Genomic DNA, 23,537 nt, shown 5'->3' on the forward strand with positions numbered 1-23,537 from the left:
GATGACGACGTCGCGTTGGCGTGGCCTGCTGCTCGGCCTGGCTTGCGGGCTCGCGGTGGTCGGCGCGCTCGCCGCCGAGCCCGATGCGATCGGCGTGCAGATCACGGAGCCGCGCGCCTTCGGGCACATGGTCGGCGATGTCGTGACGCGCCGCATCGTGCTGGACGTGCCGGCGCGGCTGAAGCTCGTCGAGGGATCGCTGCCGGCGCCCGGCCGCGTCGGCCAGAGCTTCGAACTGCGGCGCGTGCAGCACGAGCGCGACACCACGATCGGCGGCGTGCGGCACCTGCTGCAGCTCGACTACCAGGTGTTCCGCGCACCCGGCGAGCCGCGCGTGCTGGACCTGCCGAGCTTCGTGCTGCGCTTCGAGGGCCAGCCGCGCGGCGAGGAGCTGCGCGTCGACTACGCACCGGTCGGCGTGGTGCCGCTCGCGCCGGCCGAGCCGGTGCTGCGCGCCGGCTTCGGCGCGCTGCGGCCCGATCGCCTGCCGCGGCCCGTCGACACGCGGCCGGAACGCGTGCGGCTGCTGCTGTATGCGGTGCTGGCCCTCGGCCCGCTCGCCTACCTGGCCTATGTCCACGTCGGCTGGCCGTGGTGGCGCCGTCGGCAGCAGCCCTTCGCGGTCGCTCAACGGCAGCTGGCCAGCTTGCCGCTCGACGCGCCGGCCGAGCGCTGGCTCGGCGCCTGGCGGGCGCTGCACGCCGCGCTGGATGCCAGTGCCGGTCGCGTCGTGCAGGCCGACGGGATCGAACGCTTCGTCGGCGAGCGGCCGCGCTTCGCCGCACTGCGCGACGACCTCGGCCGCTTCTTCGATCGATCGCAGGCCTTGTTCTTTCGCGAAAGCGCGCTGATCGATGCCGACCGGCAGTGGCTGCGGGACTTCTGCCGGCGTTGCTTCGATGTCGAGCGGGGGGCAGCATGAGCGTGGCCGGGCTGTGGCTGTCGATCGGCTGGGCGCATCCGGCCTGGCTGCTGCTGCTGCCCCTGCTGCTGCTGCCGCTGTGGCGCGACGGCCGCGCCGAGCGCGCCCATTCCTGGCTCGGACTGCTGCCGGCCGACCGGGCGTCGGACGTGCTGCACTGGCTGCTGCGCGTCGTGGGCGCGCTGGCCGTGGCCGCCCTGGTCATCGGCCTTGCCGGCGTCTACCGCGCGGAGTACGAGGTCGAGCGCGTCGGTCAGGGCGCCGAGATCGTGGTGCTGCTCGACCGCAGCCGCAGCATGGACGAGCGCTTTGTCAGCAGCGCGCCGCGGGGCCGCGCCCCCGCGCCCGGCACGGCGGCCTGGTATGCCTACAACCAGCCCGACGACAGCGAGCGGGTCACCAAGGGCCAGGCGGCCCGGCGCATGCTGTCGGAGTTCGCGGCGGGCCGTACGGAAGACCGTTTCGCCATGGCGATCTTCAGCACGCTGCCGATGCGCGTGCTCGACTTCACCCAGAAGCCCGAGATGGTCCAGGCCGCGATCGCGGCCGGCGAGATCGGCCGCGGCCTGGGCGAGACCGACATCGCGACCGCGCTGCTGCACGGCCTGAGCTTCTTCGACGACCGTCCCTACACCGGCTCGCGCATCGTCCTGCTGGTCTCCGACGGCGGCGACCACATCGACCCCGGCGTGCGCCAGGCCCTCACGGACCGCCTGCGCGAGCAGCGCGTGTCGCTGTACTGGATCTACATCCGCTCGGCCCGCAGCCCGGGCCTCAAGGCCGCGGCCGGGGACACACCGGGCAAGGCCGACACCGTGCCCGAGGTCTTCCTCGACCGCTTCTTCGCGTCGGCCGGCACGCCCTACCGCGCCTACGAGGCCGAGAACCCCGAGGCCCTCCAGCGCGCCATCGCCGACGTGGGCCGGCTCGAGAACCTGCCGATCACCTATCGCGACGTGGTGCCGCGGCGCGACCTCTCGTCGATGGCCTATGCGGTCGCCCTGGCGGCGGTGCTGCTGCTGCTGGCCAGCCGCTGGATGGAGCATCGGGCATGGCGCTGATGACGCCGCGACAACGACTCGCCTCGGCCTGGCTGCTGCTGGGCCTGCTGGCCGCGGCCGCGGCGCTGGACGGCTGGCGCTGGCGCGACAAGGCGGCCGACAACGCGCACATCGCGGCGGGCGTGCCGGCGCGCCCGCCGCTGTCGGCGCGCGAGGAAGTCCGTTTCGCGCACGCCAGCGAACTGGCGACGCGCAAGTCGCACGAGGCGGCCGTCGACGCCTACCGCCTGCTGCAGGGCGACGACGAGTTGGGACAGGCCGCGCGCTACAACGCCGCCAACCAGCTGTTCCTGCAGGCGCTGGTCCTGCGCGAGTCGCCGCTGCCCGGCCAGGCGCTGCCCCTGATCGAGCTGGCGAAGTCCGGCTACCGGGAGGTGCTGCGCGTCGATCCGCAGCACTGGGATGCCCGCTACAACCTCGAGCGCGCGCAGCGTCTCCAGCCCGATCCCGACGACGCGCCGGTCGACGCGGGCGGACCGCCCGAGAACGCGGAGCGCGCCGCGACGACGATGCGCGGCGTGTCGCGCGGACTGCCATGAAGTCGCCGCTGCCCGGCTGGCGGGCGACCGCCACGAGCCTGCGGCGCAGCGGGGCGCGCGGGCTGTTGCTCGTCGCCGCGCTGGCGCTGCTGGCGGCCCTCGGGCGGCCGGCCCTCCACTGGCCGCAGCAGCAACACGATCTGCTCATCGTGCTCGACGTCACGCAGAGCATGGAGGTGGCCGACCTGCTGCGCGACGGTGAACCGGTGACGCGGCTCGAGCAGGCGCGCTGGGCACTGGCGCAATCGCTGCGGCGTCTGCCCTGCGGCAGCCGGGTCGGCTGGGGCTTGTTCACCGAGTACCGGTCCTTCCTGCTGCTCGAGCCGGTCGAGGTCTGCGAGCATCAGCGCGAACTGCTGGCGATGCTGGGCCACATCGACGCCCGCATGGCCTGGACCGGCAACAGCGAGGTCGCCAAGGGCCTGTACAGCGGGCTGAAGATCGCCAAGGCGCTGTCGTCGAAGCCGGCACTGGTGTTCGTCACCGATGGCCACGAGGCGCCGCCGGTCCATCCGCAGTACCGGCCCAGCGACGAGGGCGCGGTGCGGGTCGTGCCGGGTCTCGTCGTCGGCGTCGGTGGCGACCGACCCGCGCCGATCCCGAAGCTCGACCCCGAAGGCCGCACCTATGGCTACTGGGCCGCCGACGAGGTCATGCAGCGCGACCCGCGCAGCTTCGGGCGCGGCGGCAGCGTCGCCGGCGAGCAGATGGTGGACGATGGGCCGGGGGGGGCGCCGGCCCTGGTGGGCGCAACGCCCGGCACCGAGCATCTGTCCTCGCTCAGGGAACCCTATCTGCGCCTGCTGGCCGAGGAGACGGGCCTCGTCTATCACCGGCTGAATGATCCCGAAGCGCTGTACCGCGCGCTCACGGACCGCCGCCTGGCCCATCCGATCGTCTCCCGGATGGATGTCGGCTGGATGCTCGCCCTCGTCGCACTGGCCGCCGTGCTGGCGGTCTACCTGCCGTGGCCGGCGCTGAGGGACCGGATCAGCGCGCTGAGCGCTGGCGGTCGCGAGCGGCACGACCGCTCAGGTAGGTCCACACGAAGTTCGCTGCCGCGTAGCTCGTGAGCTCGGCGTGGTCGTAGGGCGGGGCGACCTCGACGCAATCCATGCCGATGAAATCGAGGTCGGCGAGTTCCTCCAGCAGTGTGAGCACCTGGTTGGTGTTGAGCCCGCCCGGCTCGGGCGTGCCGGTCCCGGGGGCGAATGCCGGGTCCAGGCAGTCGATGTCCAGGCTCAGGTAGACCGGTGGATGGCCGTGCGCGGCGAGGCGCTCGCGCACCGCCTGCAGCGCCGGCGCGAGCTGGGCCGGACTCTCGAGACCGCGGAGGTCGCGCGCCGTGAAGATCTGCCCGCCCTGGTCGCGGACGTACTCGCGTGCCTCGCGTGCCCCGGGCGAGCGGATGCCGATCTGCGTGAAGCAGGGCGCGACCACCAGGCCTTCGCTGATCGCCTCGTAGACCCAGGTGCCGTGGCCGCTCGGCTCGCCGAAGTGATCCTCCCAGGTGTCGCAGTGCGCATCGAAGTGGATGACGGCCACCGGCCGGCCGAGCCATTCGACATAGGCCCGCAGCAGCGGCAGGGTGATCGAGTGGTCGCCGCCGAGCCAGGCGAGATGATGCTCGCGCAGCAGGGGGGCCACCACCGGCAGCATCGCACCACGCATGCGCTCGAGGCTGGTGTTCGGCAGGGGCAGGTCGCCCAGGTCCGTGAGCACGGCTTGGGGACTGACGTCGAAGTGGGGATGCGTGCCGTCGCAGAGCATGTGGCTCGCCTCGCGGATCGATCGGGGCCCGAAGCGCGCCCCCGGGCGATTCGTCACCGATCCGTCCCAGGCGACGCCGGCGACGGCGTAGCGGCGGCTCGGATCGCTCGGCGGCGACTTCAAGAAGGTGGTGTTGGAGAGGTAGGCGAAGCTGCTCATGTCCACATCATGCAATGGCGCCGGGACAGCGTCTGCCCGATCGAACGCGCGATCGCAGCGAAGACGCAGCCATCACATTCTCCGCATTGCGGAATCGCCTTTTCGTATCGAGAAATTTTATGTTGTTGCGTCACCGCAAAATTTTTCATTGCGGTAGATGGGATTTCGCATACGGAAATTCTGTTCCTAAATCATTGTTTTTCAACAAGATAATTTCAACTCTTCTATAAGACATAAGTCTTGCCGTACGGCACACGTGCGCTTAGGCTACAGAGCATCCGCTTCCTCATCACTTTTCATCCAACCGGAGTCCGACATGAGCCAACCGACCCGTGAACAGCAAGCCGCCGCCCTCGAGAAGGATTGGGCCGAGAACCCGCGCTGGAAGGGCATCAAGCGTGGCTACAGCGCCGCCGATGTGGTCCGACTCCGCGGCTCGCTGCCGATCGAGCACACGCTGGCCAAGCGCGGCGCCGAGAAGCTGTGGAACCTGATCAACACCGAGCCCTTCGTCAACTCGCTCGGCGCATTGACCGGCAACCAGGCGATGCAGCAGGTCAAGGCCGGCCTGAAGGCGATCTACCTGTCGGGTTGGCAGGTCGCTGGCGACGCCAACAGCAACGGCGAGATGTATCCCGACCAGTCGCTGTACGCGGTGGACTCGGTGCCCAAGGTCGTCAAGCGCATCAACGCGACCTTCCAGCGCGCCGACCAGATCCAGTGGAGCGAGGGCAAGAACGACACCGATTTCTTCGCGCCCATCGTGGCCGATGCAGAAGCCGGCTTCGGCGGTGTGCTCAACGCCTTCGAGCTGATGAAGTCGATGATCGATGCCGGCGCGGCCGGCGTGCACTTCGAGGACCAGCTGGCCTCGGTCAAGAAGTGCGGTCACATGGGTGGCAAGGTGCTGGTGCCGACGCGCGAAGCTGTCGCCAAGCTCGTTGCGGCCCGCCTGGCCGCCGACGTGATGGGCACGCCCACCATCCTGCTGGCGCGCACCGACGCGGAAGCCGCTGACCTGGTGACCAGCGACGTCGACGAGAACGACAAGCCCTTCCTGACCGGCGAGCGCACCGTCGAGGGCTTCTTCAAGTCGAAGAACGGCCTCGAGCAGTCGATCAGCCGTGGCCTGGCCTACGCGCCCTACGCCGACCTGATCTGGTGCGAGACCGGCAAACCCGACCTGGCCTTCGCCAAGGCCTTCGCCGACGCGATCCACGCCAAGTTCCCGGGCAAGCTGCTGGCCTACAACTGCTCGCCGTCGTTCAACTGGAAGAAGAACCTCGACGACGCGACGATCGCCAAGTTCCAGCGCGAGCTGGGCGCGATGGGCTACAAGTTCCAGTTCATCACGCTGGCCGGCTTCCACAGCCTGAACTACTCGATGTTCGACCTGGCCTACGGCTATGCGCGCAACAACATGAGCGCCTTCGTCGAGCTGCAGGAGAAGGAGTTCGCCGCCGCCGAGCGGGGTTTCACCGCGGTGAAGCACCAGCGCGAGGTCGGCACGGGCTACTTCGATGCTGTCACGACGACGATCGAGGCGCTGTCTTCGACCGCCGCGCTGAAGGGCTCGACCGAGGACGAGCAGTTCTTCGACGGCACGCACCACTGAAGCAGGTGCCGGCGGCTAGAATCAAGCCTCAACGGCAAGAACGGGAAAGGCACGACGGGTTATGACACCGCGAACTACGACGACCTTCGACAGGGTTTGTCCGACCGCGGCCTGAGCACGTCTGTTTTTCTCGTCTCGAAGCGCGGTCTCCACCGCGCTTTTTTGTTTGTCCCAGAGGTTCACGATGGTTTCGATCCAACTCCCAGACGGCTCCCGACGCGAGTTCCCCGGGCCGGTGACGGTCGCCGAAGTCGCCGCATCCATCGGCGCCGGCCTCGCCAAGGCTGCGCTCGGTGGCCGGATCGGGCAGGGTGCCGATGCCCGGCTGGTCGACACGAGTCATCGCATCGACCACGACGCGGTGCTTTCGATCGTGACAGAGAAGGACCCGGACGGGCTCGATCTGATCCGCCACTCGACGGCGCACCTGCTGGCGTACGCCGTGAAGGAGCTGTTCCCGGAAGCCCAGGTCACGATCGGCCCGGTGATCGAGAACGGCTTCTACTACGACTTCTCCTACAAGCGGCCTTTCACGCCCGAGGATCTGGCGTCGATCGAGGCACGCATGGCCGAACTCGCGAAGAAGGACGAGAAGGTCGAGCGCCGTGTGCTGCCGCGCGATGAGGCGGTGGCGCATTTCAAGGCGCAGGGCGAACACTACAAGGCCGAGATCATCGGCAGCATCCCGGCGGGCGAACAGGTTTCGCTGTACCGCGAGGGCGCGTTCGAGGACCTGTGCCGTGGCCCGCACGTGCCCTCCACGGGCAAGCTCAAGCACTTCAAGCTGATGAAGGTGGCGGGAGCCTACTGGCGCGGCGACCATCGCAACGAGATGCTGCAGCGCATCTACGGCACGGCCTGGGCGACGAAGGACGACCTGCAGGCCTACCTGACACGGCTCGAGGAGGCCGAGAAGCGCGACCACCGCAAGCTCGGGCGCGAACTCGACCTGTTCCACCTCGACGAGCACGTGCCAGGCCTGGTGTTCTGGCATCCGAAGGGCTGGACCGTCTGGCAGCAGGTCGAGCAGTACATGCGGCAGGTGTACCGCGACAACGGCTACCTGGAGGTCAAGGGCCCGCAGATCCTGGACAAGGGGCTGTGGGAGAAGACCGGCCACTGGGACAAGTACCGCGAGAACATGTTCGTCACGGAGTCCGAGAAGCGCGACTACGCACTCAAGCCGATGAACTGCCCGGGGCACATCCTCATCTACAAGCAGGGCATCAAGAGCTACCGCGACTTGCCGCTGCGCTACGGCGAGTTCGGTCAGTGCCACCGGAACGAGCCGACGGGTGGCCTGCACGGGATCATGCGGGTGCGCGGGTTCACGCAGGACGACGGCCACATCTTCTGCACGGAAGAGCACATCCTGCCGGAGTGCGTCGCCTACACGGCGCTGCTGCAGAAGGTCTATGCCGACTTCGGCTTCAAGGACATCGTCTACAAGGTCGCGACGCGGCCTGCCGCCCGGATCGGGTCGGACGCGAGCTGGGACAAGGCCGAGGCGGCCCTGATGGAGAGCCTGCGCGCGTCAGGATGCCAGTTCACGATCTCTCCTGGAGACGGAGCCTTCTACGGGCCGAAGATCGAGTACACGCTCAAGGATGCCCTGGGCCGCGAGTGGCAGTGCGGCACGATGCAGGTCGACTTCTCGCTGCCGGAACGTCTGGATGCCGAGTACGTGGCCGAGGACGGCTCGCGCCAGCGGCCGGTCATGCTGCATCGGGCGATCGTCGGCAGCCTCGAGCGCTTCATCGGGATCCTCATCGAGCAGCACGCAGGCGCGCTGCCGGCCTGGCTGGCTCCGACGCAGTTGGCGGTGCTCAACATCACCGACGGACAGGCTTCCTACGCCGCAGAGATTGCGAAAACGCTGCAAAAACAAGGAGTTAGAGTCGCCGTTGATTTGCGCAACGAGAAAATCACGTATAAAATCCGCGAGCATTCCATGCAAAAGCTCCCCTACATCCTTGTCGTCGGCGACAAGGAGAAGGTAGCGGGAGCTGTTGCGGTGCGCGCCCGAGGCAATCAGGACCTCGGCGTGATGCCCCTAGAAGCCTTCTCCCAGAGGATCGCTAGTGACATCACCCGGAAGGTGTGATGCGGCTTGATGTTTGCCGCTCTCCATCGTCCGCGGGTGCGTGTGTGTTGAACGTGAGAGGTCGCAAGACCCGGAAGGATTCGAACCATCGCTAATTTCTTTGATCGTCGAACCCGGAACGACGAACGCAAGCACCGGCTGAACCGGGAGATCATGGCCCCGGAAGTGCGCCTCAACGGCCCCGAGAACGAACCCCTCGGCATCGTGAGCATCCAGGAAGCCCTGCGCATGGCTGGTGAGCTTGACGTCGATCTGGTCGAGATCGCTGCGACGGCCGACCCCCCGGTCTGCCGGCTGATGGACTACGGCAAGTTCAAGTACTCGGAGCAGAAGAAGGCCGCCGAGGCCAAGGCCAAGCAGCATGTCATCGACATCAAGGAAGTGAAGTTCCGGCCCGGCACGGACGAAGGCGACTACGTGATCAAGATGCGCAACCTGCGTCGCTTCCTCGAGGAAGGCGACAAGGGCAAGGTGACCTTGCGGTTCCGGGGCCGCGAGATCACGCACCAGGACATCGGCATGCGGCTGCTGGAGCGGATCCGTGACGAGTTGGCCGACGTCTCGGTGGTCGAGAACATGCCGAAGCTCGAAGGCCGCCAGATGATCATGGTCCTGGGGCCGAAGAGGAAGAAGTGATTCGAGTTTCCGGCGTTGCGGTCTGGTCACCGCAGCGCCGGCAAGTGCCCGGAGGCCTGAGCCAAGTCCGCGATCGGTTCGCGGCGCCTCACGGGAACAACGAAGAAGGAGCAGTCATGCCCAAGATGAAGACCAAGAAGAGCGCGGCCAAGCGGTTCCGCGTGCGTCCGGGTGGCACCGTCAAGCGGGGCCAGGCGTTCAAGCGCCACATCCTCACCAAGAAGAGCACGAAGAACAAGCGCCACCTGCGTGGTGCGACCAACGTGCACGAGACCAACATGGGCCACATGGCCCAGATGCTGCCGTTCGCGGGCCTCTGAGCCATTGCGTCCGTCAGGTCTCCGAACATCTTGAAGAAGGAGTAAGACATGCCTCGCGTCAAACGTGGTGTCACCGCCCGCGCTCGTCACAAGAAGGTCCTGGAGCTCGCCAAGGGCTTCCGCGGCCGCCGCAAGAACGTCTACCGCATCGCCAAGCAGGCGGTGATGAAGGCCGGCCAGTACGCCTACCGCGACCGCCGCAACCGCAAGCGCGTGTTCCGTCGCCTGTGGATCGCTCGCATCAATGCCGCGGCCCGCAGCTTCGGCGTGACGTACAGCCGCTTCATGGCCGGCCTGAAGAAGGCCTCGATCGAGATCGATCGCAAGGTGCTGGCCGACATGGCGGTCAACGATCCGGCTGCCTTCGGCAGCATCGTCGAGAAGGCGAAGGCCCAGCTCGCTTGATCGTGTCTCGGGCCCACTGGGCCCGGCACGTGGCAAGGGCCGAGGCGCGAGCGTCGGCCCTTTGCTTTTTCCAGTATCCGATCACAGCACGAGACGGTTCCGATGGAAGCATTCAGCCAGCTGGTCCAGCGAGCCGAACAGGCCTTCGGGCAGGCCCGCACGCCCGCTGAACTCGAGGATGCCAAGGCACGCTTCCTGGGCAAGGCCGGCGAGCTGACGGCCCGGATGAAGGAGCTGTCCAGCCTGTCCGTCGACGAGAAGAAGGCGCGGGGCGCGGAGATCAACGCCGCCAAGCAGGAAGTCGAGGGCCTGCTGGCCGCGCGCCGCCAGGCGCTGGCCGACGCCGAACTGACCCGGCAGCTTCAGGCCGAGTCGCTCGACGTCAGCCTGCCCGGCCGCCGTCGCGGCAGCGGCGGCTTGCACCCGATCACGCGGGCGATGGAGCGCATCGAATCCATCTTCGGCTCGATGGGCTTCGACGTGGCCGACGGTCCCGAGATCGAGACCGACTGGTACAGCTTCACGGCGCTGAACAACCCCGAGAACCACCCGGCCCGGTCGATGCAGGACACGTTCTACGTCGACCTGAACGACGCAGAGGGCCGGCCGCTGAACCTGCGTCCGCACACGTCGCCGATGCAGATCCGCTATGCGCAGGCGCATGCGCGCAGGTACGCCGGCGCGGCGACGATGCCCGAGATTCGAGTGATCGCGCCGGGCCGCACCTACCGCGTCGACAGCGATGCGACGCACTCGCCGATGTTCCATCAGGTCGAAGGCCTCTGGGTCGGCGAGAGCATCAGCTTCAAGGACCTGAAGGCGGTCTACCTGCGCTTCATCCGCGCCTTCTTCGAGACCGACGACCTGCAGATCCGCTTCCGGCCGAGCTATTTCCCGTTCACCGAACCCAGCGCCGAGATCGACATGATGTTCGGCAGCGGTCCGCTGAAGGGGCGTTGGCTCGAGGTGTCGGGCTCCGGCCAGGTGCATCCGCAGGTGATCCGCAACATGGGCCTGGACCCGGAGCGGTACATCGGATTTGCATTCGGTTCGGGGATCGATCGCCTCGCGATGCTCCGCTACGGTGTCGGCGACCTGCGGCTGTTCTTCGATGGCGACCTGCGTTTCCTGACCCAGTTCAAGTAAGCCCCGGACTCGACGATGCAGTTTCCTGAATCCTGGTTGCGCGAGTTCTGCAACCCGCCGATCTCCACCGCCGAACTGGCGGACACGCTGACGATGGCCGGCCTCGAGGTCGAGGACCTGCGTCCGGTCGCGCCTGCATTCACGCACGTCGTCGTCGGCCACGTGCTGGCCGTCGACCGGCATCCCAATGCCGACCGGCTCAACGTCTGCCGCGTCGACGCAGGCACCGGCGAAGCGCTCGCGATCGTCTGCGGGGCACCGAACGTCCGGCCGGGGATCAAGGTGCCTTGCGCCCTGGTCGGGGCCGAACTGCCGCCGGCCGAGGAGGGCGGCGCGCCGTTTGCGATCAAGCTGGGCAAGCTGCGCGGCGTCGAGAGCCAGGGCATGCTGTGCTCGGCACGCGAGCTCAAGCTGTCCGAGGATCACGGTGGCCTGCTCGTCCTCGACGACGCCGCACCGGTCGGGCTCGATCTGCGCGAGCACCTGCAGCTCGACGACACGCTGTTCACGCTGAAGCTCACCCCCAACCTGGCGCATGCGCTCAGCGTCTACGGCATCGCACGCGAGGTCAGCGCGCTGACCGGTGCACCGCTGCGCACCCCCGACTTCCCGCCGGTCGGCGCAACGCACGATGCGCGTCTGCCGGTCCGCATCGAGGCGCCGGACCTGTGCGGGCGCTTCTCCGGCCGCATCGTCCGCGGCGTGAATCCGAAGGCGCAAACGCCGTCCTGGATGGTGGAGCGCCTGGCGCGCTGCGGCCAGCGCCCGGTGAGTCCGCTCGTGGACATCTCCAACTACGTGATGTTCGAGTTCGGCCGGCCTTCGCACATCTTCGATCTGGACAAGATCCATGGTGGCCTGGTGGTCCGCTGGGGACGCCAGGGCGAATCGCTCGAGCTGCTGAACGGCAACACCATCACGGTCGATGCGGCGGTCGGCGTGATTGCCGACGACCGGCAGGTCGAATCGCTGGCCGGCATCATGGGGGGGCAGGCGACCGCCGTGTCCGACGACACGCGCAACGTCTACGTCGAGGCCGCGTTCTGGTGGCCCGAGGCCGTGGCAGGCCGGTCGCGCCGCTACAACTTCAGCACCGATGCCGGCCATCGCTTCGAGCGGGGCGTCGACCCGGCCGGGACCGTGCCGCACATCGAGCGCATCACGCGCCTCATCCAGGACATCTGCGGCGGCGAGGCAGGCCCGATGGACGACCAGACCGCGCGACTGCCCGAGCGGCCGCCGGTCACGTTGCGCGTCGCTCGCGCGGCCAAGATCATCGGCCTGCCGATCACCCAGGCGCAGTGCGTCGACGTGTTCCGGCGGCTAGATCTGCCCTTCGTCGAAGGGCCAGGCACGGTCACCGTCACGCCGCCGAGCTGGCGCTTCGACCTGACGATCGAGGAAGACCTGATCGAGGAGGTGATCCGCGTGGTCGGCTACGGCGCGTTGCCGGACGATCCGCCGGTGGCGCCGGTGGTGCCGCGAGTCCGGTCGGAGACGCGCCGCGGTCCCCACGCGCTGCGCCGCGCGGTCGCGGCCCTGGACTACCAGGAGACCGTCAACTTCAGCTTCGTCGAGGCGCGCTGGGAGCACGATCTCGCCGGCAACGCCAATCCGATCCGGCTGCTCAACCCGATCGCCGCACCGCTGGCGGTGATGCGCAGCAGCCTGATCGGCAGTCTGGTCGACGTGCTGCGCCGCAACCTGGCCCGCAAGGCGGCGCGCGTGCGCGTGTTCGAGCTGGGCCGCGTGTTCCTGCGCACGGCGGACGCCCTCGATGGCGACGGCAGCGTCGCCGGTCTGCGCCAACCGCTGCGGCTGGCCGGCCTGGCCTACGGTGCCGCCGACGACCTGCAATGGGCCGCCACCGACCGCCCGGTCGACCTTTTCGACATCAAGGGCGACGTCGAGACCCTGCTCGTGCCGCGGCAGGCGCGTTTCGTGCCCGCCGAACATCCGGCTCTGCACCCGGGCCGGAGCGCCCGGATCGAGCTCGATGGCCAATCCATCGGCTGGGTCGGCGAGCTCCACCCGCGCTGGCGCCAGGCCTACGAGCTGCCGCAGGCGCCGGTCGTCTTCGAGCTCGATGCCGCAGCCTTGTTCGACGGCACGCTGCCGATCTACGCACCGATCGCCAAGCAGCAGGCCGTGGTGCGCGATCTGGCGGTCGTCGTCGGCGAGCCGGTGACCCATGACGCGCTGATGCGCGCCATCGCCGAGGCTCCGGCCGGCGGCATCGTCCGCGCCGCGCGGCTGTTCGACGTCTACCGGCCGAAGGCGGCCACGCCTGAACTTGGCCCCCAGGAGCGCAGCCTCGCCGTGCGCCTGGAACTTCTGGACGACGACACACCGCTCACCGAAGAACGCATCGACGGCGCCGTGCGGGCCGTCATCGACACGCTGTCGACCCGCCTCGGCGCCCGGCTGCGCGGCTGACCCTTCCCATCGAGGACATAGCCATGGACCGCGCGATCCTTCCCAGCCTGGAAACGCCGACCCTGACCAAGGCCGAGCTGGCCGACCTGCTGTTCGAGCGCCTGGGCCTGAACAAGCGCGAGTCCAAGGACATGGTCGAGGCCTTCTTCGAGCTGATTCACGGTCAGCTGGTGGAGGGCCACGACGTCAAGCTGTCGGGCTTCGGCAATTTCCAGATCCGGCGAAAGGCGCCCCGCCCGGGGCGCAACCCCCGGACCGGCGAGGCGATCCCGATCAAGGCCCGCAACGTGGTGACGTTTCATGCGAGCCACAAACTCAAGGGCATCGTGCAAGGCGACATACCTGCTGGGGAGGACTTCGAGTAAAGTCTGAGGTAATACGTCATAGGGCCTTGATTTCCAATGGAAAAAGCGCTCCCGCCGATCCCAGCCAAGCGCTACTTCACGATCGGCGAGGTCAGTGAGCTCTGTGGGGTCAAGCCCTACGTGCTGCGCTATTGGGAGCAGGAGTTCACCCAGCTCAAGCCCATGAAGCGCCGAGGCAACCGGCGCTACTACCAGCATCACGAGGTGCTGCTGATCCGGCGGATCCGCGAACTGCTCTACGAGCAGGGCTTCACCATCAGCGGCGCGCGCAACCGCTTGTCCGAAGCGGGTGTGCGCGCAGCCCTGGCCGCCGAAGCGGCCCAGCAGGTCGGAGACGATGGCCTGCCGGTCGACGCCACCGAGGAAGCGATGGAGGCCGCCGCCGCCGTGCCGAATGCCGCGGCCGTGGCGCTCGTGAGGGTCAGCGTGCCGCCGACCCTGGCGGCGATGCGCGACGAGCTCGTGTCGATCCGCCAGTTGCTCACGCCCTGACGCGCCGCAGGTCGCCGACGCTCAAAGCAGAAGGCCCGACCGCGTGAGCGGTCGGGCCTTCGTTCATCGATGGTCGGGACGGCGGGATTCGAACTCGCGACCCCTTGCACCCCATGCAAGTGCGCTACCAGGCTGCGCTACGCCCCGACAAGCCGCGCAGTATATCGCAGCGACCTCTCGCGACGGCCCCGCTCCTCAGCGCGAGGGCGTCGCCGGCGGGGTCGGCGCGGCCTGCGCGCGGCTGGCCGACAAGGCCTTGGCGCGTGCATCCAGCTCGTTCATCGGCGTGGAGGTCGGCACCACGTCGGCGACCGGGCAGCGAGCCGCCGCGTCCTCGCCGGCCTGGAAATCGGCCTCGATCGACGCGGCACCGGTCTCGATGCGAGACAGACCCAGCGCCGCCGTCAGCCGGCTGGTGGCCGCATGGGTGCGCACGTAGGCGATGCGCAGGTCGTGCTCGGCATTCGCATAGGCACGGCGTGAGGTGTAGACCTCGTTCTCGGCGTTCAGCAGGTCGAGCAGGCTGCGCTGGCCGATGTCGAACTGCTGGCGGTAGGCGTCGCGTGCCCGCTCGATGGCGCCCACGTTGCGCTGCAGGTAGCCGAGCTGGTCGGCCAGCTTGCCGGTGTCGTTGTAGGCGATCGACGCGGTCTGGCGCGCATCGCGGCAGGCACGGTCCCGCTGGTCGGCGGCCTGGGTCACGAGATCGGCGAACTGGCGAACCCGCGCCCGGTCCGAGCCGCCGCGAAAGAGGTTCCAGCTGAGCACGATCTCGGCCGCCGTGTCACGCGACTGGTCGAACTGGCCGTTGAGGTTGCGGCCGTCGCTGGTCCGGGCGCGCGCCTCGACGCGCGGCTGGAAGGCGCTGCGCTGCACATCCGCCTGCGAGCGGACCGCACGCAGGTTCTCGATCGCCGCGGTGATGGCCGCGTTGCGCACCGTCGCCTGACGCTGGGCATCGGCGGCGCTGGGGGGCAGCCCGTCCTTCAGGCCGGCGTCGATCCGCGCCTGGACCGGCGGAGCCTCGCCGATGACCCGCTGGTAGCGCGCAGTGACGTCGTGCAGGTTGGCGATCTCGGTGGCGAGGTTGGACTCGGCCAGGGCCAGTCGCGCGCCGGCCTGCTCGGTGTCGACGCCGCGTCCGACGCCGGCCTTGAAGCGGCTCTGGATCTGGTCGAACGAGGCCTTGTGCTGAACGTAGTTGTCCTCGGCCAGCTGCACCAGCCGGCGATAGCGCAGCACGTCGTAGTAGGCGCGCGCAGCCTCGAGGGCGGTCTGCTCCGTTGCCTCGACGAACTCGAAGTAGCGGCTGCTGCGGGCGTGGTCGAGCCGGCTCACGTCGTTGCGGGTCGCCCAGCCGTCCCACAGCAGCTGGGTCACGCTGACACCGACGCCGTGCCGCGACAGGCTCTGGTCGGGCGGCACGCGCGAGTCGAACCGGTCGCGCGAGCGGCCCACATCGGCATTCAGGTCGACGCGCGGGTAGTACGCACCGCGCGCCACGTCGATCTCGTTCTCGGAGGCACGGAACGAGTTGAACCGTGCGGTCACCTCGGGGTTGGTCTGGATCGCCTTCTGCACGGCCGCCTTCAGCGGGTCGGCGGGCTGGGCCTGGGCGCTGGCGGCGGCGAGGGCTGCGATCACGACCATCGTCAGCGAGAGGATCTTCTTCATCTCAGGATGCTTGAAGTGGACACGGGACAGCGCGCATTGTCGTTGGCAAGCGACCGGCCATGCTGCGTACAAACCGATACCTGCCCCTCGACCACGGTGGGGCGATCGCCATTGGGGGCCACGTACCGGCCTTTCGCGTGACTTCTGCAACGACCGGCCGACGCAGGCCAGTGGCGATGCGCCAACGCTCGCGTCGCGTTGAAGCGCCGGGCCGATCGTGCCGATAAGGCTCCGATGGTACCGAGCGTGGCCACCGCCCCCCCTTTGCCGCTGACGTGGCCGGCCGCCGTGCCGGCCAGCGGCGTGGCCCGGCGCCTGGCCCCGTTCCTGGCCGTGTGGCTGCTGCTTCAGATGGCCTTGCCGTGGTCGTGGGACCGCGACCGCATGCTGGCCGCCGGCCAGCGGCTGGGCGGGCAGGGACCGGCCGGCGTGGCGGCGCTGCAGGCGACGATCGCCTCGGCGCAGGGCCGCCCCGAGGCCGCGCGCCTGCAGGCGATCAACCGGCTCTTCAACGAGCGCATCGTATTCGCCGAGGACATCGACACCGCCGGCCAGGTCGACCACTGGAGCAGCCCGATCGAGCTGCTGGCGCGCGGTGCCGGCGATTGCGAGGACTACGCCATCGCCAAGTACTTCTCGTTGATCGCCGCCGGCGTGCCCTCGGCCCGGCTGCGCATGGTCTACGTCAAGGCCGACCTCGGCGGCAGCGTGCGGGCCCACATGGTGCTGGCCTACTACCCGCGGCCCGACGCCGAGCCGCTGATCCTCGACAACCTCGATCCCGAGATCAAGCCGGCCTCGGCGCGCCGCGACCTGAGCCCGGTCTTCAGCTTCAACGCCGAGGGCCTGTGGCAGGGCACCGGCGCCCAGGCCGCCGGCGATCCGGTGGCGCGACTGTCCCGCTGGCGCGACGTGCTCGCCAAGGCGCGGGCCGAAGGATTCGTATGAGCCGTTACCCTGTGAACGGACGGTGCAAGGAGTGCCCATGTCCCTGATCCGACAACTCTGGCTCCTGCTGCTGGCGACCGTGGTCGTCGGCGTGCTGGGCAGCGCATTGGTCACGGTGGGGGCCGCCCGCGGCTACATCGAGACCGAGCTGCGCCTGAAGAACAGCGACAACGCCCAGGCGCTGGCGTTGACGATCTCGCAGCAGGGCGGCGACCTCGCGCTGGCCGAACTGGCCATCGCGGCCCAGTTCGACACCGGCTACTACGAGCGCATCCGCCTGGTCTCGCCGGACGGCAAGGCACTGGTCGAGCGCCAGGCCGAGCCCCAGCCCCACAGCGCGCCGGCCTGGTTCGTGCGCCTGACGCCGATCGCCTCTCAGCCTGGCGTGGCGCAGGTCTCGAGCGGCTGGCGCACGCTGGGCACGCTCGAGGTCGTCAGCGCCTCGAGCTTCGCCTATGCCGACCTGTGGCGCGGCAGCCTGCGCTCGGCCGGCTGGCTGGCGCTGGTGGGTGCGGTGGCCGCAGCGATCGCGACCCTGGTGCTGCGCCGCATCCGCACGCCGCTCGACGCCACGGTCGAGCAGGCCCAGGCGCTGGTCGATCGCCGCTTCGTCATCGTCGACGAGCCCCGCGTGCCCGAGCTGCGCCAGCTCAGCCGCGCGATGAACACCATGGTGCAGCGCCTGCGCGCGGTGTTCGCGGAGCAGGGCGCCCAGCTGGAGTCGCTGCGCCGCCAGGCCCAGACCGATCCGCTGACCGGGATGAGCCACCGGGCGCACTTCATGGCCCAGCTGGGCTCGCTGCAGGACCGCGAGGACGCGCCGGCCGCTGCGAGCCTGCTGCTGCTGCGCGCCCAGCCGCTCGCGGCGCTGAACCTTCGACAGGGCCACGCCGCGACCGACGCGATGCTGCGCCGCCTCGCCGATACGCTCGGTGCCCAGGCGGCGCGCCACGGCATCGGCCTGGGCGGCCGGCTCAACGGCGCCGACTTCGCGCTGCTGCTCTCCGATGCCGATGGGCCGTCCTGTGCGCACGACGTCCAGGCGGCGCTGCGCGAGGCGCTCGCACCCTGGCCCGAGGCCAGCGTCGCGATCGGCGCGGTGCCCTGGCGGGCCGGCACGCCGCCGGGCGCCTTGATGCAGGCCGCCGACGCCGCGCTGGCCCGCGCCGAGGCGCAGGGCGGCTTCGGCCTGGCCGTCGACGCCGCCGGCCCGGCCGAAGCGGCACCAGCGCCGTCGATGGGCGAGGCCGCGTGGCGACGCGTGCTGCAGTCGTCGCTGGACAGCGGCGCGGCCGAGCTCGGAGCCTTTCCGGTGCTCGATCGCGACGGCCGCCTGATCCACCTCGAGTGCCCGCTGCGGCTGCGCCTGCACTCCGGCGGCCCGCTGGAGCCGGCCGCCCGCTGGCTGCCCTGGGCGCTGCGCGGTCAGCTCAGCGCCCAGGCCGATCTGGTCGCCGTCGGCCTGGCGCTGGACCAGATCGACGCCGACGGCCGGCCGCGCGGCGTCAACCTCGCCGTCCATTCGCTGGGCAACAGCGCCTTCGTCGTCGCTTTGCTGACGCTGCTGGGCGGGCAGGCCGACGCAGCGCGCCGGCTGTGGCTCGAGGTGGGCGAGCGTGCGGCCGTCGAGCAGCTCGACGTGCTGCGGGCGCTGGCCCAGCAACTGCGCCCGCAGGGCGTGAAGCTGGGCCTCGAGCATGCCGGCGAGCGCCTCGCGCGCATCGACCGCCTCTACGAGGCCGGGCTCGACTACATCAAGCTCGATGCATCGCTGGCCACAGGACTGGGCGACGACGCCAACCGCGGCGAGTTCGTCCGCGGTCTGGTCTGGACCTTGCACGGCCTGGGCATGCAGGTCTATGCCGAGGGCGTGCGCAGCGCCGCCGATGCCGAGGCCCTGTGGGCCTGCGGTGTGGACGGCGTGACCGGTCCCTGGGTCGGCGGCAGCCCTGCGAAGGCGCCGCTCGACTGATATCGCTCCGGCCGCAGCGGCCAGAGCCGGGGATCAGCTCCCGTCGGTGATCAGCTTGCCGCGCGCCAGCAGGTCGTTGATGATCTGCGTGTCGTTGCTGAAGCCGGCCACCAGGTTCACGTTGCTCAGCTGGATGATCTGGTCCGTGCTCCCATTGCCGGCGCTGCTGACCGTGATGGTCGTGTTGGTGCCGTCGGTCGTGAAGTGCAGGTAGTTGCTGAGGTTGGCAGCGTTCTCGCCGACCAGCAGGTCGCGCAGATCCAGCACGTCCCCGCCGGCGGCGTTGTTGAAGTCTGCGATCGTGTCCGTCGCCGGCGTACCGGCGCTGCCCTGGTCGCCAAATGTCCAGGCGAACACGTCGGCCCCGGTGCCACCAGTCAGCGCATCGTTGCCGGCGCCACCGTACAGCACGTCGTTGCCCCCGCCGCCGTTCAAGGAGTCGTTGCCGGCTCCGCCATCGAGGTAGTCGGCGCCACCGGCGGCGGAGAGGGTGTCGTTGCCCGCCCGGCCGATGAGGTAATCGGCGCCGCCCGTGCCATTCAGCGTGTCGGTGCCTGTCGTGCCGATGATGTTGTTCAGGCCGTCGCCGCCGATGTCGGCGGCAGTAAAGACGGGCAGGACGTCGAGCTCGAGCGAACCGCTGTTCGTCGCAGTCGCGCCGTTGGCGGTTTCGGTGGCCGTCGCGGTGACGCCCAGGCTCAGGTGCCCGGTGATCGACGAGCTGAACTGCAGCTGTGCCGACGCGAGTTCGGCGCCCGAGATCGTGATCGAGCCGCCGCTTGCGGCATAGCCGCCGGGGTTGGCGCTGGTCACGATCACCGCTCCCGCGGGCACACCCGAGAAGATCAGGGACAGTGACTCGCTGCCGTCGCCGTCCACGAGCGGTGCCGTCACGAAAGTCGCCAGCGCGACCGAGGTCAGCGTGCCTGAACCTGCATTGCCGGCCACGACACCCTGGGTGCCCTCGAGCCGCACGTCGTCGATGAACGCGCCGCGGCCGGCGGTGTTGAACTGGCTCGCGTCCGTCCGGATCGTCAGGACGTGATCGGCGCCGTCACCGACGAAGGCGAACGACAGGCTCTTCCAGTCGATATAGGTCTGCGGGCTGGTCGCTGAGTACTGCTGAATCAGCACGCCGTCCAGGTAGACGCCGATGCGCGTGAAGTCCGTCCCGAAGCCCGGCCGGCCGGCGTAGTCGAGCGACAGGTCGTAGACCATGCCGACCTGCGTCGACACCGTCCGCGACAGACCGAGCGTCTGCACCAGCGTCGCGGCGTTGTTCAGTTCGATGAAGTTGTCGCCGTTGCCGGCCGACGCGACGATGGTGTTGCTGTTGCCGTCCTGGCGCTGCTGCGTGTCGCCGGTCGTCCACACCTCGATCGCGTTGGTGCCGCCGGCATAGGCGTCGGGGCCGTCGACGCGCGTCCAGCCTTCGAAGGGGTTGGTCAGGATCGACTCGCTGGTGGTGCTGGTGTTCGGTGCAGTCTCGCCGCTGCTCGCGAACGAAGTCGTGGCACTCCGCGTGGACAGTACGAGCGTCGGCACGTCGGCCACCGGGGTGACCGTGATCGCCACGCTGTCCGTGTCGGTAAGGCTGCCGTCGTTCGTCGTGACGGTCAGGCTGGTCGTGCCGCTGTAGTTCGCCGTCGGCTGGAAGGTAGTGCCGTTCAGCGCCGCATTGATCGCGGCCGGACTGCCGGTGACCGTGACCGTGCCGCTGCCGTTGCCGCTGACGGTCACACCGCTGGTCGAGCCGAGCGTCAGCGTGCCGTTGGCGACCGTGAGCGTGGTCGTCACCGAGGCGCTGTCCACGTCGGCCACCGTGATGGCATTGCCGTTGGCGGTCGAGAAGACGCGGTTGGTATCCTCCAGCGTCGACTGCGCGGCGGGCACCGTGTTGACCGGCGCATCGTTGACCGGACTGACCGTGAGGCTCAGTGTGGCGGTGGCCGTGGCCGCACCGTCGCTGACCGTATAGGTCGCGACCGGCACGCTGCCGTTGTAGTTGGCCACGGGGGTGAAGGTGTAGGCGCCGCTGGCGGCGATCAGCAGCGTGCCGACGCCGGCGATCACTGCCGTCGAGCCGGCAGCGAAAGTACCGCTGACGCCGGCGACGGTGAACTGCGTGACCGCCAGCGTGGCGCCGAGGTCGACGTCGCTGTCGTTCGTCAGCACATTGCCGGTCGCGGCGTTGTCCTCGTTGACGGTCAGGGAGTCGGCCGTCGCCACCGGGGCGTCATTCGTGCCGTTGACGGTGACGACGACGGTGCGCGTCGTGCCATCGGCGGTCGTCACGGTGAAGCTGTCGCTGACCGAGGTGCCGCCGGCCAGCGTCTGCACGTTGGCGGCCGCGTTGTTGAGCGTGTAGGTCCAGGCGCCGCCGGTCGTGATCGAGAAGCTGCCGTAGGTGCCGGTGCTGCCGGTCTGCGCCACGAAGCTCGACTGGCCGGCATCCGGATCCACGACCGTCAGCGTGCCGCTCGAGCTGAGGGTCGTGTCTTCGGTCACGCTGCCGGTCGAGGTGCCGGTGATGGTCGGTGCATCGTTGGCACCCGTGACCGTGAACGTGAGGGTCGCGGTCGAGGTTGCTCCGGCCGTGTCGCGCACGGTGTAGCTGAACTGTTCGGTGACGACCTGACCGGCCACCAGCGCCTCGGCCGCCGGGCGGCTGGCCGAGTAGCTGTAGCTGCCGTCGGCGTTGAGCGTGAGCGTGCCGTAGGTGCCGTTCAGTGCCGTGCCGACCGTGCCGCCCGTGACGCCGAAGCTCACCGCCGAGACGCTGCGGGTATCGCTGCTGTCCACGTCGGTGTCGTTGGCCAGCACGCCGGTCGCGGCGGTGGTCGCCAGCGTCGCGTTCTCCAGCAGCGAGCCGGTGTCGGCGGTGGCGACCGGCGCGTCGTTGCTGCCCTGGATCGTGACCGTCAGCGTCGTGCTGCTGGTGGCTCCGGCGGCATCGCGGACCGTGTAGGTGAAGACCTCGGTCAGCGTGTTGGCGGCCGTGCGCAGGGCCTGGACCGCGGCGTTGGCGTTGTTGACGACGTAGCTGTAGCTGCCGTCGGCATTGAGCGTCAGCGTGCCGTAGGCGCCGGCCAGGCCGGTACCGACGGTGCCGCTCGTGGCACCGAAGCTGAATGCCGACACCGAGCGCGTGTCGCCGGCATCGACATCGGTGTCGTTGGTCAGCACGTTGCCGGCGGGGTTGGTGCCGGCGATGGCGTTGCCCACGCCGCCCGCTTCGACGGCGGTGGCGGTATCCGCCACGGTGACGGGCGCGTCGTTGACCGGGCTGACCGTGAGGGTGAGGGTACCGGTGGCGGTGGCGGTGCCGTCGCTGACGGTGTAGGAGGCGACGGGGACGCTGCCGTTGTAGTTGGCCGCCGGGGTGAAGGTGTAGGCGCCGCTGGCGGCGATCGTCAGCGTGCCGACGCCGGCGATGGTGGCGGTGGAGCCGGCGGTGAAGGTTCCGGCGACGCCGGCCACGGTGAACTGGGTGACGGCCAGCGTGGCGCCGGCATCGACATCGGTGTCGTTGCCGAGCACGTTGCCGGACACCGGGGTGTCCTCGGGCGTCGTGCCGACGTCGGCCACCGCCACCGGCGCATCGTTGGTGCCGGTGATGGTGAAGGTCAGCGTGGTGGTGCTGGTGGCGCCGGCGGCGTCGCGGGCGGTGTAGCTGAAGACCTCGGTGGCGGTCTGGCCGGCCGCCAGCGCCTGGCTGGCCGGGCGGGTGGCGACGTAGCTATAGCTGCCGTCGGCGTTGAGGGTGAGCGTGCCGTAGGTGGCGACGAGCGCCGAGCCGACGGTGCCGGGGGTGGCGCCGAAGCTGAACGCCGAGACGCTGCGGGTGTCGCCAGCGTCCACGTCGGTGTCGTTGGCGAGCACGCCGGTGGCGGCCGTCGCGGTGACGGTCGCATCCTCGGCGACCGCACGCGTGTCGGCCACGGCCACCGGGGCGTCGTTGACCGGCGTCACGGTGACGTTGACCGTCGCGGTCTCGGTGACCCCGCCCGAGCTGACGGTGTAGGTGAAGCTGGCCGCGCCGTTGTAGTTGGCGGCCGGCGTGAAGATCAGCTGGCCGCTGGCGTTGAGGGCCACGCTGCCGTTGGTGACCGAGACCGACGCGCCGCCGGCCGTGATCGCCGTGCCGTTGACCGCGCTGATGCTGCGGCCAGCGTTCTCGAAGCTGTCGTTGGCCAGCACGCTGATCGTGATCGGCGTGTCCTCGCTGGTCGTGACGCTGTCCGCCGCGATGTCCACGACCGGGCTGACCGTGATCGCCACCGTGTCGGTGTCGCTCAGCGAGCCGTCGCTGGTGGTCAGCGTCAGTGTGGCGCCGCCGTTGTAGTCGGCCGTGTTGACGTAGCTGCTGCCGGCCAGCGCGGCATTGATCGCCGCGGCGCTGCCGACCAGCTGCACGCTGCCGCTGCCGTTGCCGGTCACGGTGACGCCGGCGGTCGAGCCGAGCGTGAAGCTGCCGTTGGTGACGGCGACGGTGACGGTCAGGCTCCCGCCGTCGACGTCGGCCACGCTCAGCGCGTTGCCGTTGGCGCTGGAGAAGACCAGCGCCGAGTCCTCGGCGGTCGTCTGCGCCGCCGGCACGGTGTTGACCGGTGCGTCGTTGACCGCGACGACGGTGACGTTGACGGTCGCCGTCGAGGTGCCGCCCTGGCCGTCGCTGACGGTGTAGGTGAAGGACGCCGGGCCGTTGTAGTTGGCCGCCGGCGTGAAGACCACGTTGCCGCCGACGAGGGCGACCGTGCCGTTGACGGCGCCCTGGACCGACTGGATCGTCAACGGGTTGCCGTCGACGTCGGTGTCGTTGGCCAGCAGCGTGGCCGGGGCGATGGTGAGTGCCGTGTCCTCGTTGGTCGTCGCCGTGTCGGCGACGGCCACCGGCGCGTCGTTGACCGGGCTGACGGTGAGGGTGAGGGTACCGGTGGCGGTGGCGGTGCCGTCGCTGACGGTGTAGGAGG

At 69.4% G+C, this 23,537-nt stretch carries 19 protein-coding genes and 1 tRNA gene; 15 read left to right on the forward strand and 5 right to left on the reverse strand.

What is annotated here, in order from left to right; all coding sequences use genetic code 11:
* Position 1: 1 nt before the first annotated feature.
* Genes QZV97_RS08060 through QZV97_RS08075 form a run of 4 tightly spaced genes read left to right on the forward strand, consistent with a single transcriptional unit; the run spans position 2 to position 3,595 of the window.
* Positions 2-922, forward strand: coding sequence for a hypothetical protein (locus QZV97_RS08060; RefSeq protein ID WP_295640975.1), 921 nt, complete (start codon positions 2-4; stop codon positions 920-922).
* Positions 919-1,983 (forward strand): vWA domain-containing protein, encoded by a 1,065-nt coding sequence (locus QZV97_RS08065; protein WP_295640977.1) that lies wholly within the window; start codon positions 919-921, stop codon positions 1,981-1,983. Before QZV97_RS08060 ends, QZV97_RS08065 begins: the two co-directional genes overlap by 4 nt.
* The gene (locus tag QZV97_RS08070) at positions 1,974-2,522 is read left to right on the forward strand and encodes an MxaK protein (RefSeq protein ID WP_295640979.1); all 549 of its coding nucleotides are present in this window, start codon (positions 1,974-1,976) and stop codon (positions 2,520-2,522) included. Before QZV97_RS08065 ends, QZV97_RS08070 begins: the two co-directional genes overlap by 10 nt.
* Positions 2,519-3,595 carry a vWA domain-containing protein gene (locus QZV97_RS08075; RefSeq protein ID WP_295640981.1) on the forward strand — a complete coding sequence of 359 codons (1,077 nt, stop codon included), beginning with the start codon at positions 2,519-2,521 and terminating at the stop codon, positions 3,593-3,595. The genes QZV97_RS08070 and QZV97_RS08075 overlap by 4 nt, the downstream gene beginning before the upstream one ends.
* Here the strand turns inward: QZV97_RS08075 and speB are convergent.
* Entirely contained in the window at positions 3,513-4,451 is a 939-nt protein-coding gene (gene speB, locus QZV97_RS08080) for an agmatinase (RefSeq protein ID WP_295640983.1), read from the reverse strand. The genes QZV97_RS08075 and speB overlap by 83 nt on opposite strands.
* 316 nt (positions 4,452-4,767) lie before the next feature.
* On the opposite strand from speB, the gene aceA reads away from it, so the two are divergent.
* Positions 4,768-6,066 (forward strand): isocitrate lyase, encoded by a 1,299-nt coding sequence (gene aceA / locus QZV97_RS08085; RefSeq protein WP_295640985.1) that lies wholly within the window; start codon positions 4,768-4,770, stop codon positions 6,064-6,066.
* A 21-nt stretch (positions 6,067-6,087) separates the two neighbouring features.
* Here the strand turns inward: aceA and QZV97_RS08090 are convergent, their stop codons facing one another.
* Positions 6,088-6,249: a hypothetical protein gene (locus QZV97_RS08090; RefSeq protein ID WP_295640987.1), complete on the reverse strand. Its 162-nt coding sequence runs from the start codon at positions 6,247-6,249 to the stop codon at positions 6,088-6,090.
* Position 6,250: 1 nt separating this feature from the next.
* Between QZV97_RS08090 and thrS the strand changes: the two genes are divergently transcribed.
* The 8 genes from thrS to QZV97_RS08130 all read left to right on the forward strand — a co-directional run bounded on the left by thrS (position 6,251) and on the right by QZV97_RS08130 (position 13,970).
* Positions 6,251-8,170: a threonine--tRNA ligase gene (thrS, locus tag QZV97_RS08095; protein ID WP_295640989.1), complete on the forward strand. Its 1,920-nt coding sequence runs from the start codon at positions 6,251-6,253 to the stop codon at positions 8,168-8,170.
* 78 nt (positions 8,171-8,248) lie between these two features.
* Entirely contained in the window at positions 8,249-8,806 is a 558-nt protein-coding gene (infC, locus tag QZV97_RS08100; protein WP_295641011.1) for a translation initiation factor IF-3, read from the forward strand.
* Positions 8,807-8,922: 116 nt separating this feature from the next.
* Complete coding sequence (rpmI, locus tag QZV97_RS08105) at positions 8,923-9,126, forward strand: 50S ribosomal protein L35 (protein ID WP_295640991.1); 204 nt, start codon at positions 8,923-8,925, stop codon at positions 9,124-9,126.
* Positions 9,127-9,174: 48 nt separating this feature from the next.
* Positions 9,175-9,531 (forward strand): 50S ribosomal protein L20, encoded by a 357-nt coding sequence (gene rplT, locus QZV97_RS08110; protein ID WP_295640993.1) that lies wholly within the window; start codon positions 9,175-9,177, stop codon positions 9,529-9,531.
* Positions 9,532-9,633: 102 nt separating this feature from the next.
* Positions 9,634-10,677 carry a phenylalanine--tRNA ligase subunit alpha gene (gene pheS, locus QZV97_RS08115; RefSeq protein ID WP_295640995.1) on the forward strand — a complete coding sequence of 348 codons (1,044 nt, stop codon included), beginning with the start codon at positions 9,634-9,636 and terminating at the stop codon, positions 10,675-10,677.
* A 15-nt stretch (positions 10,678-10,692) separates the two neighbouring features.
* The gene (gene pheT / locus QZV97_RS08120) at positions 10,693-13,113 is read left to right on the forward strand and encodes a phenylalanine--tRNA ligase subunit beta (protein WP_295640997.1); all 2,421 of its coding nucleotides are present in this window, start codon (positions 10,693-10,695) and stop codon (positions 13,111-13,113) included.
* A 23-nt stretch (positions 13,114-13,136) separates the two neighbouring features.
* Complete coding sequence (locus tag QZV97_RS08125; RefSeq protein ID WP_295640999.1) at positions 13,137-13,478, forward strand: integration host factor subunit alpha; 342 nt, start codon at positions 13,137-13,139, stop codon at positions 13,476-13,478.
* Between the two features lie 36 nt (positions 13,479-13,514).
* Positions 13,515-13,970 (forward strand): MerR family transcriptional regulator, encoded by a 456-nt coding sequence (locus QZV97_RS08130; protein ID WP_295641001.1) that lies wholly within the window; start codon positions 13,515-13,517, stop codon positions 13,968-13,970.
* A gap of 70 nt (positions 13,971-14,040) precedes the next feature.
* Here the strand turns inward: QZV97_RS08130 and QZV97_RS08135 are convergent.
* Both QZV97_RS08135 and QZV97_RS08140 read right to left on the reverse strand, forming a co-directional pair.
* Positions 14,041-14,117: transfer RNA gene (locus tag QZV97_RS08135), tRNA-Pro, on the reverse strand.
* A gap of 48 nt (positions 14,118-14,165) precedes the next feature.
* On the reverse strand, positions 14,166-15,644 hold the full coding sequence (locus QZV97_RS08140) for a TolC family outer membrane protein (RefSeq protein ID WP_295641003.1): 1,479 nt from the start codon (positions 15,642-15,644) through the stop codon (positions 14,166-14,168).
* Positions 15,645-15,890: 246 nt separating this feature from the next.
* Between QZV97_RS08140 and QZV97_RS08145 the strand changes: the two genes are divergently transcribed.
* Together QZV97_RS08145 and QZV97_RS08150 are read left to right on the forward strand one after the other, a co-directional pair.
* Complete coding sequence (locus QZV97_RS08145) at positions 15,891-16,592, forward strand: transglutaminase-like cysteine peptidase (protein ID WP_295641005.1); 702 nt, start codon at positions 15,891-15,893, stop codon at positions 16,590-16,592.
* Positions 16,593-16,629: 37 nt separating this feature from the next.
* Positions 16,630-18,564, forward strand: a complete 1,935-nt coding sequence (locus QZV97_RS08150) for a LapD/MoxY N-terminal periplasmic domain-containing protein (RefSeq protein WP_295641007.1) — start codon at positions 16,630-16,632, stop codon at positions 18,562-18,564.
* Positions 18,565-18,597: 33 nt separating this feature from the next.
* On the opposite strand, the gene QZV97_RS08155 is transcribed toward QZV97_RS08150, so the two are convergent.
* A partial coding sequence (locus QZV97_RS08155) for an Ig-like domain-containing protein (RefSeq protein WP_295641009.1) occupies positions 18,598-23,537 on the reverse strand: 4,940 nt, incomplete at its 5' end.

The sequence above is a fragment of the uncultured Methylibium sp. genome (assembly GCF_902826655.1).
Classification (GTDB): domain Bacteria; phylum Pseudomonadota; class Gammaproteobacteria; order Burkholderiales; family Burkholderiaceae_C; genus Methylibium.